The organism is Paenibacillus sp. XY044, assembly GCF_002257645.1.
Lineage (GTDB): Bacteria > Bacillota > Bacilli > Paenibacillales > Paenibacillaceae > Paenibacillus_AQ.
The window spans coordinates 30957-42993 of the sequence record NZ_NQMO01000011.1; the positions used below are offsets into that span (position 1 = coordinate 30957).

12 protein-coding genes are annotated in these 12037 nt (G+C 55.6%); 6 read left to right on the top strand and 6 right to left on the bottom strand.

All coding sequences use genetic code 11. From position 1 onward, the window contains the following. Window positions 1-31 precede the first annotated feature (31 nt). The 5 genes from CJP46_RS30860 (at window position 32) to CJP46_RS30880 (ending at window position 4406) form a co-directional block, all read left to right on the top strand. The gene (locus CJP46_RS30860; protein ID WP_094599473.1) at window positions 32-826 is read left to right on the top strand and encodes an SDR family NAD(P)-dependent oxidoreductase; all 795 of its coding nucleotides are present in this window, start codon (window positions 32-34) and stop codon (window positions 824-826) included. Then, window positions 823-1599 (top strand): SDR family NAD(P)-dependent oxidoreductase, encoded by a 777-nt coding sequence (locus CJP46_RS30865; protein WP_094599474.1) that lies wholly within the window; start codon window positions 823-825, stop codon window positions 1597-1599. The genes CJP46_RS30860 and CJP46_RS30865 overlap by 4 nt, the downstream gene beginning before the upstream one ends. A gap of 29 nt (window positions 1600-1628) precedes the next feature. Beyond that, entirely contained in the window at window positions 1629-3017 is a 1389-nt protein-coding gene (locus CJP46_RS30870) for a mandelate racemase/muconate lactonizing enzyme family protein (protein ID WP_094599475.1), read from the top strand. A 191-nt stretch (window positions 3018-3208) separates the two neighbouring features. After that, window positions 3209-3643: a MarR family winged helix-turn-helix transcriptional regulator gene (locus tag CJP46_RS30875; RefSeq protein ID WP_179281399.1), complete on the top strand. Its 435-nt coding sequence runs from the start codon at window positions 3209-3211 to the stop codon at window positions 3641-3643. Window positions 3644-3656: 13 nt separating this feature from the next. Continuing rightward, entirely contained in the window at window positions 3657-4406 is a 750-nt protein-coding gene (locus CJP46_RS30880; protein WP_094599477.1) for an SDR family oxidoreductase, read from the top strand. 125 nt (window positions 4407-4531) lie between these two features. Here the strand turns inward: CJP46_RS30880 and CJP46_RS30885 are convergent, their stop codons facing one another. From CJP46_RS30885 to CJP46_RS30900, 4 genes are all read right to left on the bottom strand, one after another. Beyond that, on the bottom strand, window positions 4532-5530 hold the full coding sequence (locus CJP46_RS30885) for a mannonate dehydratase (protein WP_094599478.1): 999 nt from the start codon (window positions 5528-5530) through the stop codon (window positions 4532-4534). 135 nt (window positions 5531-5665) lie between these two features. Then, the gene (locus CJP46_RS30890) at window positions 5666-6943 is read right to left on the bottom strand and encodes an ABC transporter substrate-binding protein (protein ID WP_094599479.1); all 1278 of its coding nucleotides are present in this window, start codon (window positions 6941-6943) and stop codon (window positions 5666-5668) included. A 65-nt stretch (window positions 6944-7008) separates the two neighbouring features. Further along, window positions 7009-7779 carry a carbohydrate ABC transporter permease gene (locus tag CJP46_RS30895; RefSeq protein WP_094599591.1) on the bottom strand — a complete coding sequence of 257 codons (771 nt, stop codon included), beginning with the start codon at window positions 7777-7779 and terminating at the stop codon, window positions 7009-7011. Window positions 7780-7832: 53 nt separating this feature from the next. Beyond that, entirely contained in the window at window positions 7833-8798 is a 966-nt protein-coding gene (locus tag CJP46_RS30900; protein ID WP_373558058.1) for a carbohydrate ABC transporter permease, read from the bottom strand. A 297-nt stretch (window positions 8799-9095) separates the two neighbouring features. On the opposite strand from CJP46_RS30900, the gene CJP46_RS30905 reads away from it, so the two are divergent. After that, on the top strand, window positions 9096-10001 hold the full coding sequence (locus CJP46_RS30905) for an RraA family protein (protein ID WP_094599481.1): 906 nt from the start codon (window positions 9096-9098) through the stop codon (window positions 9999-10001). A gap of 62 nt (window positions 10002-10063) precedes the next feature. Here the strand turns inward: CJP46_RS30905 and CJP46_RS30910 are convergent, their stop codons facing one another. Further along, window positions 10064-11233, bottom strand: a complete 1170-nt coding sequence (locus CJP46_RS30910) for a helix-turn-helix domain-containing protein (RefSeq protein ID WP_094599482.1) — start codon at window positions 11231-11233, stop codon at window positions 10064-10066. Between the two features lie 46 nt (window positions 11234-11279). Then, window positions 11280-11927: a GntR family transcriptional regulator gene (locus tag CJP46_RS30915; protein WP_094599483.1), complete on the bottom strand. Its 648-nt coding sequence runs from the start codon at window positions 11925-11927 to the stop codon at window positions 11280-11282. Between the last annotated feature and the right edge of the window lie 110 nt (window positions 11928-12037).

The following is a 12037-nucleotide window of genomic DNA, read 5'->3' on the forward strand; positions in this document are numbered from 1 at the left end:
CCATTGGTATCGCCCTATCCGGAGGTGATTTATGAATCATTCTGCACAAGTCGTCCTGATTACGGACGCAGATACCCCTGTTGGCAGAGCATTGATCCGGCATTTTTCGGCCGGCGGCGCCCATCTCGTGCTGAACAGCGGATCCGGCGGCGCTGTGGCGGCGGTTGAGATCGCTGCAGCCCGGGCCGCAGGTTCCAGCGTCATCGTGAAGAGCCTCGACCTGAGTATCGGAGCCAACGCCGGCCAACTGGTCGAGACCGCCGAGGAGCTCGGCGGACTTGACGTCCTGGTCCATAATAACGATCTGCTCGCTCCCGCTACCGTCGAGACATGCGCCGAGACGCTGTTTCACGAAGTGATGAATGCGAATGCAAAGTCCGCCTTTCTGTGCGCTCAGGCCGCAGGAAAGGCGATGGCTCCCCGGCAGTCGGGCTGCATCGTCTTTGTTTCGTCGATCCACGCCGAAAAGCCGACCGGCTCCTCCTTTGCCTACAGCGCGTCCAAGGGAGCCGTAAAAATGCTGGCGAAGGAAGCGGCTCTGGAGCTCGGCCGGCACGGCATCCGCGTCAACACGATTGAGACGGGTCCTGTAGAAGGCGATGATGAACGCTTTCGCAGCCCGCTGACGACGCTGTATCACAGCTACGAGACCAAGGTGCCCCGCGGGCAGCTGGGAAGCGCCGAGGATATCGCCCATGCCGCAGGCTACCTCGCCTCTGCGGAAGCCCGCTACTTGAATGGCGCGGATCTCCGGCTGGACGGCGGTTTCCTACTGCATTATATGGACCATAAAATGAAACGGCCAAAGGGAGGCGATTCGCCATGAGCATAGCGGGCAAGATCGCACTGGTGACGGGAGCGGGAACCGGCATCGGCCAGGGCATCGCACTCGAGTTCGCACGCAGAGGTGCAAGCGTAGCGGTCCACTATAACCGCAGCGAGGCTGGCGCCCTTGAAACGAAGCGGCTGATCGACGAGGCCGGCGGCGAATGCTTCATCGTTCGGGCGGACGTCGCCAGACAGAATGAGATTGCCGCAATGGTAAGAGAGGTCGAGGAGCGCAGCGGCAAAATCGATATTCTGGTCAACAATGCCGCCGTGCAGCTGAACTACGACCTCTTCAAGCATGATGAAGAGACGTTCGACCGGATGATAGATACGAACGTGAAGGGCTATTGGCAGAGCATTCAGGCCGTCGTTCCGGCTATGAGGCAAAAAGGCGCCGGCCGCATCATCCTCATCTCTTCGGTGCATGCGAAGCGGCCGACCGATTTTGACCCCGTCTACGCCATGACCAAAGGGGCGATCCGGATGCTTGGAAGGGAAAGCGCCATTGAGCTGGCTCCTTACGGCATCACGGTAAACATGATCGAGCCGGGAGCGGTCGATGTCGGCAAATATGAGCGCATTCTGCCGGACGATCCGGAAGCGCAGAAGAAACTGGAGGCGCGGCGCAAGCGCCAGCTGGCCAAATTTCCGATGGGACGCGTCGGCATCCCGCTCGATGTCGCCAGACTGGCGGCCTTCATCTCCTCCGACGAAAGCGAATATTTGACGGGCTCCGCCATCCGGCTGGACGGCGGAAGCATGCTGCTGTAACGGAACCAACCAATAGGGGGAATGATTTCATGATTAACAAAGAATCGTACGAGCAAACACTGGCCCATGTAAGCACGGCTTCGAGACCCTCGGAGCTGAAGATTACGGACATCCGCTTCACCGATATCGTCGGGGGACCTTTTCACAGCAGCCTGATCAAGGTGTACACCAACCAGGGACTCGTCGGCTTCGGGGAGGTCCGCGACGGCGCGGACAAGGTATACGCCCTCATGCTGAAGAGCCGCCTGCTCGGTGAAAATCCCTGCAACATCGACAAGCTTTTCCGCCGGATCAAGCAGTTCGGCGGCCATGCCCGCCAAGGCGGCGGCGTCAGCGGAATCGAGCTCGCGCTGTGGGATCTGGCCGGCAAAGCTTATGGGGTGCCGGTCTATCAGATGCTCGGTGGAAAGTTCCGCGATAAAATCCGCATGTACTGCGATACGGAGGTCGTCGGCAAGGATACCGGCACGGCGATGGGTGAAGCGCTGAAGAAGCGGATGGAGGCTGGCTTTACCTTCCTCAAGATGGACCTCGGCATCGGCCAGATCATCAATGAGCCGGGCACGCTGAGCGCTCCGCTCGGTTTTCTGGAGGAAATGAGGGAAAAGTCGAAGCGCCGCTATAATCAAAACTTCGACGGACTGACGGAAGACGAGCTGCGGGAAATTACGAACCGCCACTACGATATTTACAACATCCCCCATCCTTTAACCGGCATACATGTCACGGAAAAAGGACTCGACATGCTGGAGCAGTACGTCGCGGACGTCCGCTCCGTCATCGGTTACCAGGTGCCGCTCGCCATCGACCATTTCGGCCATATCGGGCTTCAGGACTGCATCAAGCTGGGCCGGCGCATCGACAAGTTCAACCTGGCCTGGATGGAGGACATGATTCCTTGGCAGTACACGCAGCAGTACGCTCAGCTCTCCCGCGCCGTCACGACTCCGATCTGCACGGGCGAGGACATCTATCTGAAGGAGAACTTCAAACCTCTGCTTGAAGCAGGCGGCGTTTCCGTCATCCACCCCGACGTCCTGACCACCGGCGGGATTCTGGAAACGAAGAAAATCGGCGACATGGCCCAGGAGTACGGCGTCGCGATGGCGATCCATATGGCGGAGAGTCCGATCGCCTGCCTTGCGGCTGCTCATGTCGCCGCCGCGACCGAAAACTTCCTGGCGCTCGAATACCATTCCTGTGAGGTGGATTGGTGGGACGACATCATTATCGGCAGCAAGCTGCCGGATAAACTCGTCCAGAACGGTTACATTACGCTGACGGACGCGCCCGGCCTCGGCATCGACGACTTGAACGACGAGGTGCTGGCTGAACATGTCCACCCTCAGATCGGCGGTATCTGGGAGTCGACCGACCAATGGAACAAGTTCTATTCCAACGACCGGCTGTGGAGCTGACAACCGGTGGCTAGATCAAGAACCCGCGCAGCGTCAACGCTGTGCGGGTTCTTTTTTTCCCATAGATCCCACGGCAAAGCCGCCTGCATGACATGCATCCGGATGAAATCATGTTTGACATTTCCAAGCTAATGTTTTTACAATAAAACCATACAGTCAACTAGTTGACCATTTCGTTAGGAGACATGACAATGAACCACCAAGGTATGGACTTGATTTCCAACACATTTAAAGCCACGAATCTTTTATCCCGGCGAGGAGGTGAGATCGTATCCAAATGTAAGCTGACGAGCGTACAGCAATGGCTGATCCTCAGCGCGATTGCGAAAACGGACAAAACGTCGCTGGGCGATTTGTGCGCAAGGACCATGGTAACCAAACAGAACATTACTAAAATGGTTGAACGCATGAAGGGTTCAGGTCTTGTTAGAACATATCAGGAACCGGAGGATAAACGTTATGTTTATGTAGAGCTGACCCCATTGGGAAACGAGAAATTGCAGGAGCTGGAAGTCGCGCTGACCGAACTGGATAACCAGGTTGTGAATGCATTTACGGAAGAAGAGCTGGAGCAATTCTCGCAATTGCTTAACAGGTTGATCCATCAATTTACAGAACCGATGTGAGGAGTTGTTGGATATGGTGCAAGAACGAGGGGTGGCATGGGTTACAGGGGCCGGGAAAGGGATCGGAGCAGCCACGGCAAAGGAATTGGCCGGTATGGGCATGAAGGTTGCCGTCAACTACTATTCGGACCATGCTGCAGCAGACAGGACCGTACATGAAATTGAACAGCTTGGCGGGGAAGCCATCAAGCTGCAGGGCGATGTCCGTGATCGTGAACAGGTGGATTCCATGACGAAACAGATTATGGATCGGTGGGGAACGCTGGATGTACTGGTCAGCAACGCTCATATTTCCTTTGACGTCAAACCTTTCCTTGACATGAAATGGGCCGAAATGTCCGAGAAGCTGAATGGCGAAATTCAAGCCGCCTTTCATTTGACGCAATCGGTTATCCCATTCATGCGGCGCAACCGATACGGGCGAATCGTCTACGTTGCCAGCAGTGTGGCGAAAACTCCCGGAATGGGCTTTATCGCGCACGGTACGGCAAAAGCCGCCCTGGTCCAATTTGCGAAATTCATCGCTCAGGAATTCGGCGAGTTTGGTATTACGGCAAACGTTATTTCGCCGGGCGCTGTTGAAACCGAAGCGTCGAGGGAACAAATAGAATCATTTCGAAATGCTATGATTGCACAAACGCCGTTAAGGAGGATCGGCCAGCCGGAAGACATTGCAAAGGCGATCGCATTATATGCGAGTGAGAGATCCGGCTTTATCACCGGCTCCTATGTTCCTGTGAATGGCGGAAAAGATATGCCTTGAGTCTATTCCAATACTTCTTTCACCAACAGGTATTTTGTATTCAGATCGATCACGGGAAGCCCATCAGGCACGGACCCGCAGATCCGCGCCTGATGGTTGATACCTTCGCATAAAGTGCTTCCTCTCTAACTTTTACCGTCTAAAAGTGTCACCGGAGCCCGGCTCATCTTGCCCGCCGCCTCCATCAGCCCGATGATATAGCCGACGCCGTACAAGCGGCCGAGCAGCTCGTATCCCGGGTTCGCATTGTCCTCGCCTTCCATCGTCGGCACATGGTCGGGTCTCGCCGGCCCATCATAGCCGACCTCGTAATAGGTCTTCATCGCCTCGAGCATATCCGTCTTGCCGTCGTCATGGAAGGTCTCCTCGAATTTTTCCGGCGTGCCTTTGACGTCGCGGAAGTGGACGAAGAACAGCTTCTTCTGGCTGGCGAACCGGCGGATAACCGCCGGAATATCCTCGCCCGCCGTCGCGAGGGTCCCCTGGCACATCGTAATGCCGCTGTACGCGCTCGGCACCAGATCGATCGCCCGCTGCAGCGCCGCCGCGCTCGTGAGAATCCGCGACACGCCCCGGATCGGCGAAATCGGCGGATCGTCCGGATGAAGCGCCAGCTTCACCCGTGCGGATTCGGCGACGGGCACGATTTTTTCCAGGAAGTAGTGCAGGTTCTCCCACAGCTGCTCCTCAGTGACGATGCCGGCCTCTGTCAGCGGGGCATCCGCCATCAAGCTGTGGTCATAGCTTGATACGAGCGCCCCTCCGCGCGTGCGGGTCGTCGTCGAGGTGCGGAACCAGTTAAACTGCGCCATGAAGTTGTAGCAGAGCACAGGAATGCCGGCGGCGCCCATGTTGACGAGGAACTGCTGGAAAATCTCGATCTCCTCGTCGCGTCCCGGAGTCCCGAGCTTGATGTTGTTGCTCGGCGGCATCGATTCGATGACGGACAGCGACAGTCCGAAGTCAGCGTACCGCTGCTTCATGCGGATCAGCGGCATCAGATCCCACGGCTTTTCCGACTTCTCTTCCCACGGCAAGCCGCCGACTGCATAATTTACGTTCATCTGTTTCGCCAAATGCCACAGCCGGCTCGGCTGCGAAGAGAAAAATTCCGCCAATTGCATGGAATGAACACCTCTTTTCAAAGATTGGAAATATCATATCAGGAAAACCGCAGCGTGGTCTTGCAAAAAAAATCAGCTTCATCAAGCGGTAAGCCTTTCAGGAACGTCGTTCCCGAAAGGCGCTAATTCCTCGGCTCAGCTTCCTGCCTTAGCCGCCAGTTCCTTGCCTAGCTTGTCGATCTTGTCGAAGGCCTGCTCCAGGCTCTGCTGGCCGAACGTGACCGCGTCCATCTCTTTTTTGTAGGCGTCCACCCATTCCGTGAATCCGGGAGCCGGCGAGTAGAACGGCAGCGCTTTGTCGACGGACTGATCGTAAATTTCCTTGCCGAGCTTATCTTTCGCTTCCAAATTCGGCTCGAGCTCCTTGTAAATTTCCGGATTGATCGGAATGCCGCGAGTCAGTCCGAGTGTTTTTCCCGCTTCCTTATCCGTCACGAACCATTTGACGAAATTTTTCGCCTCTTCCTTATTCTTCGAATTCGCGCTGACGCTGAGGAAAATAGTCGATTGTGCCCAGCCCCCGCCGGTCGGACCGGTCGGCATATTGACGACACCCACTTTGCCTGGCATCAGCTGCTCCAGCGCGCTGACCGAGCCGGTTGTCGCTCCCCGGGTCATGACGACGCCGGAAGCCATCGGATCCGCCTGCGGGTCGTTCTCCAGGAACGAGGCCGCCTGGTCCGCCGGAGGAACGATTTTATCCTTGCGGAACTGTTCATAGGTTTGATAGAACTTCATGAACAGGTCTTTATCCAGCGTGAACGTCTTGCCTCCGTCGGCCATGATCGGCGGCTTGCCCATCGACGTCTGGTAGTAGTTGAAGCCGTCCCATGTCGTCGTGTCGCCGATCGGATACTTGCCTTCCGGCAGCTTGGCGCGGGCGTCCTTCGCCCATTGGAAATACTCGTCATACGTCCAATCTTTATGCGGCAGCGGGATGCCGTATTTCGCCAGCTCCTCCTTGTTGAAGGCGATCCCCTGCGCGTTCTGGCTGAGCGGAATGCCGTACAGCTTGCCGCCGATCTTCAAATTCTCGATGACGCCGGGATCGACGATGCCGTTCAGGTCGATATCGGACAAATCCTCCAGCTGCCCCCGGCTAACGTATTCCTGCAAATAAGCAGCGTCCATCTGAAGGACATCGGTGATCGTTTTTGATGCCGCCAGCGTCGGCAGCTTTTGCCAATAGGCGTCCCAAGCCATGTATTCCGGTTTGAATTTTACGTCCGGATGCTGCTGCGTGTACAGATCCAGCGCTTTTTTGGTCGCTTCGTGCCGTTCGTCCGTCCCCCACCACATGATGCTCAGCGTCTTTCCGCTGCCGCTTCCGCTTCCGCCGCCGCTGCAGGCCGTGATCGCGAAGAGCAGCGCCAGCAGGAGAGAGACCAGGCTCATTCGTCTCATGTTATTCATCTTCCGTTTCCCCTTTCGCTTTGTTTCAGCCATTTTTTTCGTGGAATCTTATTACCGCTGCCAAACTATCCTTTGAGGCCGGTCGTCGCAATCCCCTCGACAAAATGCTTTTGCGCAAACAAAAAGATAAGCATGGACGGGAGGACGGACAACAGCGACATGGCAAGCAGCTGTCCCCATTGGATATCGAACTGGTCGATGAACATCCTCAGCGCCAGGCCGACCGTAAACTTTTCGACCGAGCTGATGTACAGCACCTGCGCGAAGAAATCGTCCCAGCTCCAGATAAAGGTGAAAATCGCGACCGTCATGAGCGCCGGCTTGATCAGCGGGAAAATGATCCGAAGGAAGATGCCGTACACCGACGCGCCGTCGATTTTCGCCGCCTCGTCCAGGTCCCGAGGAATGCCCCGGATGAACTGCACGAGCAGGAAAATGAAGAACGCACCGCCGCCGAAAAAATGCGGCAGCACCAGCGGCACATAACTATCCACAAGGCCCAGCTTGTTAAAGAGAATGTACTGCGGAACGATGGTTACCTGTCCGGGCAGCATCATCGTCAGCAGCAGGATCGAAAACCAGAAGCCCCGCAGCTTGAAGCTCAGCCGGCCGAAGCCGTAAGCGACGATGGCGGCGGTGAGCACCCCGCCCACGACGTTGCCGAGCTCCATCAGGAGCGAATTGCCGAAGAAATGGGCGAACGTGTACTCGCTGGAGAAATGCCAGCCTTTGCTGTAATTTTCCCACATCGGCGTCTTTGGCCAGATCGTCGGCAGGCTGAGCTCTGCGGTTTTTTTCAGGGAAGCGCCGACCCACCAGATGACCGGGTAGAGCATAAGCAGCGAGAACAGGGACAGCAGCAGATGATTCGTGATCTTGGACCTCAGCTTCACTTCGCTCCCCCTCCTTCGGATTCATAGAACACCCAGTAGCGGGATGCGGCGAAATTCACGATGGTCAGCAGCGCGACGATGGCGAGCAGGATCCAGGCCAGTGCCGAGGCGTAGCCCATCTGGTAATGCTTGAACGCCTTCTCGTATAAATACAAGGCATACACGTAAGTGGAGTTAACCGGTCCGCCCTTCGTAATGATAAAAGCGGAGGTAAAAGTTTGAAAGGAGCCGATCACGCCCAGGATCAGGTTAAAGAACATGACGGGAGACAGCATCGGCAGCGTAATGCTGACGAACCGGCGAATCCTCGCCGCGCCGTCCACGGCCGCGGATTCGTACAGCTCTTGGGGGATCTGCTTCAGGCCCGCCAGGAAGATAACCATCGTCGAGCCGAACTGCCACGTGTTCAGCAGAATGAGCGTGCCGAGCGAAGTGTCGGGATTGGATATCCAGCCGACGCCCTGGATGCCGAACCAGGCGAGCACCTGATTAATGTAGCCGTCGAGACCAAACATATTGCGCCACAGGGCTGCCACCGCAATGCTTCCGCCGATCAGCGATGGAAAATAAATCGCCGTCCGGTACAGGTTCATGCCCTTTAACTTCTGGTTCAGCGCCATAGCTACGAGGAGCGAGAAAAACAGCTTCAGCGGCACGGAAAACAGGACGAACAAGAAGGTGACGCCAAGCGATTTAGTAAAGGTCGAATCATTCGTAAAAATGTTGACGTAGTTGTCGGTTCCGACCCAGACCGGGTCTTCCAGCAGCGAATAGTCGGTAAAGGACAAATAAAACGATTGGGCGATAGGCCACAGCGTAAGCAGCAAAAAGCCGATGAGCCACGGGGAAATAAAGATGTAACCCGCTAAATGGGTGTCCCCGGTCTTTGCGCGCTTTCGGACGGCGCGTCGGGTCTTTTCCGCTTCGGTTGACGTCTTCGTTTCTGCAACCATCCTTTTCATTTCCTCCCCTCTTGCATTCCATCATCTTAAAAATGATTGTAGTACTACTTTATTCGAAAGCGGTTTCACGATTAAAGGCGACGAAATTACGATAATGTTTGTTTTTTTAAAATCCGTCGACGCCTTACCCTGCTGCTTCCAACGTTTGGTAGAAAAAATGATGATAGCCCAGTCTCTGCTGAAAATTTATAAATTCGATAATCTAAAGAAAGTCGCATCGACAAAACGGAAGCCGTCCTTAACAATAGAATCAAGCACAAGGTTCGAAATGATCCAGTAAACGAGGAGGGGTTTGGAATGAAGTTTGACAATCCGGAAGATATCATTCAGTTGACGCCGCAGTGGACGGGCGAGCGGTTCGAGAACGGACGGCCGAAGGTGCCTGAGGACGTGCTGAGAAGAATCCGCAAAATTACGCTGGAGGAAGCATGGGGACCGCTGTGGCACCGTGGTTATAAATTTCAATTCGAGGGTGCCTTCAAGATCGTGCATCCCGACCAGGTGATGGTGGGACGTGCGGTCACCGCGGTCATGGTACCGCAGCGGCCGGATCTGCACGAGACGCTGCTGGACTACGGCCATGAACAGGAAGGCCGCAGAGGTTTCTTCAACCAGTGGGTGATCGACTCCCTGGTCGAGGATGACGTCGTCGTCGTCGATATGTTCGACAAGGTCCACCTCGGCACCTATGTCGGCGGCAACCTCTCCACGGCTATTTCTACCCGCACGAAGCGCGGCGGTGCCGTCATTTGGGGCGGCATCCGCGACAATCAGCAGGTGTCCGAAATCAAGAACATCAACGTCTATTACCGCGGAAGCGACCCGACGGCCATCGGCGAAGTCACCATGGTGGGCATGAACGTGCCGACGCGGATCGGCAAAGCGATCTGCCTGCCGGGCGACGTTGTGCTGGGCACGCCGGCCGGCGTTATCTTCATCCCTCCCCATCTGGCCGAGTTGACGGCCGTGCAGGCGGAAAAATCGCAGGTGCGGGACATCTTCGGCTTCGTCCGGCTCAAAGAAGGAGTCTACTCCACCGCACAGATCGACGCATCCTGGACCACGGCACTGTGGGAAGACTTCACTCGCTGGTTCGAAAGCGACGAGGCCGCCTCCGAATACCGTCATCTGACCTGGGAGGCCGAGCTTGAGGAAGCACGAAAAAACGAGCTCGACGGTCCACGGAGCGACGTGCGGCTCTAGCGGGTTTCCATAACGGGAAAAAGGAAGCGGGCCCTGAAGCCTGCTTCCTTTTTTTGCGCTGCCTATTTGCAGATCGACTCCCGATACTCGCTTGGGGAAACGCCGACCTTCTTTTTGAAAATTTGGCTGAAATAGCGGGAATCCTGATATCCGACCTTTTCAGCAACCTCATAATTTTTGTAATGGGTCGTCCGCAGCATGTCCTTGGCCTTGTCGATCCGGATCTCGGTCAGATGCTCGATGAACGTCTTGCCGGTATTCGTCTTGAAGAGCAGGCTCAAGTAAGTCGGCGTAATGAACACCTTCTGCGCTACGCTTTGCAGCGAAGCACACTGGCATTCCTGTTCCATGTAATGAATGGTCTTTTTAATAAGACTGCGGTGGCTCTCTTTAAGCGTGGGCGAAAAGACTTCCCACAGGCCGGTCAGAAACCGGATAACGTAGCGCTTCAGCTCCTCGAGCGTGCCGATCTTGACCAGCGACGTCGCTTCAAACGGCTTGTAAGCGCCTCCATTCCCTTCGTCGGCAATCACCCTTTTTTCGATACCGACCAGCATCCGGATTGTCAGCTCATACATGCTTGTAATGTCGATCGGCCCTGTCTCCAGCAGCGCGGCATAAAACTGGTCCACCGCTTCCGCGATCTCCGCCTCCGTAGCGGCCGAACGGAAGCTGGCGTACAGCTTTCTCTCCTTCTCGGCCGGATAGCGCCCGAGCGGCTCCAGCCGGCGAATTTCGCTGTAATGGATAATTTGGCCCGTTCCGCGGTAGAACTTGTTTTCCAGGGCTGCCGAAGCTTGCCGGTAAGAGATATGGATGTCGCTCAGGTGGCTGCACGGCTTACCCACTCCAATGTTCACCGGATAGGCGAACTTCTCCTGAAGCATGGTTTGCACCCGGACCAAAACCTCTTTCGAAACCCAGGAGAACAGCAGCCCGATTCTCCCCTCCTCGTCCAGGAAAACGACGCTCCCTTCCGGCACGCGCTCCTGAAGATCGCTGCGCATGTCCTCGAGATACGCCAAGCGGTCATGCTCATGGTCGTAGGGAGCGGTTGGCTCCAATACCGCAATCGCGGGAAACGTATAATACGGGTTCAAGCGAAGGCGGGACAGGCTTTCCTTCAGTTCCCCCTTCATATTTGCTTTGCCGGAAATGAGATACCGCAGAAGGCGGTCCCTCATCCAAGTCATAACATCCTGGTCATCGAACACGAAACGTTCATTTAACATGCTTCATTTCCCCTTTGTGAAAGGATGACGAACGAGAGGCATGGTTCTAGTCCATATGGATGAATTTATAGGCATGCATATGCTCGATAAAAGCCTCCTCAGCCGCGTCCCCGTCTCCTGCCCGGAGAACGGTGATCAGCCGCTGGTGCCACTCGGCCAGCAAATCCGTCGTGTGGTGACGATTGGAAATGGCCATAAAGCGCATCACCTTCGTCCTCATTTGGTTCCAGAGCTCCAGAATGGCTTGATTGTCGCAGCGCTTGTAAAAAAATCCGTGAAAATCCATATCAAGCTCAAGGATGCCCAGCGTGTCGTTGCGCCCGACGGCTTCCTCCATCGACCGGATAACCTCTTCGAGCTGCTCGTAATCCGCCTCCGACAACGTCGGCATGGATGTTCGGACCGCATAGCCCTCGATGATTTCACGGAGCACGAATATATCTCTGATCTCCTTCGACGTAATATTGGAAACGACCGACCCTTTATTCGGGATGCCGTTTATTAATCCTTCCTGCTTCATTCGCTCCAGCGCTTCGCGCACGGGCGCCTGGCTGACCTGAAATTTACCCGCAATGTCCAGTACGATGAGGCGCGTTCCCGGCTGAAGCTCCCCTGCGATAATTTCCCGCTTAAGCGTCAAATAAATCTGTTCGCTGATGGAACTCCCCAAAGGGAAGTAACCGCTGTTTTGCATGACTCTCAGTCTCCATTCGCCGATCATCCATGACCGCTGATTTGACCAACGTGCAACGGCAGTAAAGTAACCGTTTTCAAAAAGGTCGGTCGATAGCTTCTTTTACGACG

What these genes read in the sequence shown, in the direction of transcription:
- CJP46_RS30880 (WP_094599477.1), top strand. Translation starts at nt 3,657, where the DNA reads ATGGTGCAAGAACGAGGGGTGGCATGGGTTACAGGGGCCGGGAAAGGG.
- CJP46_RS30905 (WP_094599481.1), top strand. Translation starts at nt 9,096, where the DNA reads ATGAAGTTTGACAATCCGGAAGATATCATTCAGTTGACGCCGCAGTGG.
- CJP46_RS30865 (WP_094599474.1), top strand. Translation starts at nt 823, where the DNA reads ATGAGCATAGCGGGCAAGATCGCACTGGTGACGGGAGCGGGAACCGGC.
- CJP46_RS30910 (WP_094599482.1), bottom strand. Translation starts at nt 11,233, where the DNA reads ATGTTAAATGAACGTTTCGTGTTCGATGACCAGGATGTTATGACTTGG.
- CJP46_RS30860 (WP_094599473.1), top strand. Translation starts at nt 32, where the DNA reads ATGAATCATTCTGCACAAGTCGTCCTGATTACGGACGCAGATACCCCT.
- CJP46_RS30895 (WP_094599591.1), bottom strand. Translation starts at nt 7,779, where the DNA reads ATGCTCTACCCGGTCATCTGGTGGGTCGGCGCTTCCCTGAAAAAAACC.
- CJP46_RS30915 (WP_094599483.1), bottom strand. Translation starts at nt 11,927, where the DNA reads ATGCAAAACAGCGGTTACTTCCCTTTGGGGAGTTCCATCAGCGAACAG.
- CJP46_RS30885 (WP_094599478.1), bottom strand. Translation starts at nt 5,530, where the DNA reads ATGCAATTGGCGGAATTTTTCTCTTCGCAGCCGAGCCGGCTGTGGCAT.
- CJP46_RS30870 (WP_094599475.1), top strand. Translation starts at nt 1,629, where the DNA reads ATGATTAACAAAGAATCGTACGAGCAAACACTGGCCCATGTAAGCACG.
- CJP46_RS30900 (WP_373558058.1), bottom strand. Translation starts at nt 8,798, where the DNA reads ATGAAAAGGATGGTTGCAGAAACGAAGACGTCAACCGAAGCGGAAAAG.
- CJP46_RS30875 (WP_179281399.1), top strand. Translation starts at nt 3,209, where the DNA reads ATGAACCACCAAGGTATGGACTTGATTTCCAACACATTTAAAGCCACG.
- CJP46_RS30890 (WP_094599479.1), bottom strand. Translation starts at nt 6,943, where the DNA reads ATGAATAACATGAGACGAATGAGCCTGGTCTCTCTCCTGCTGGCGCTG.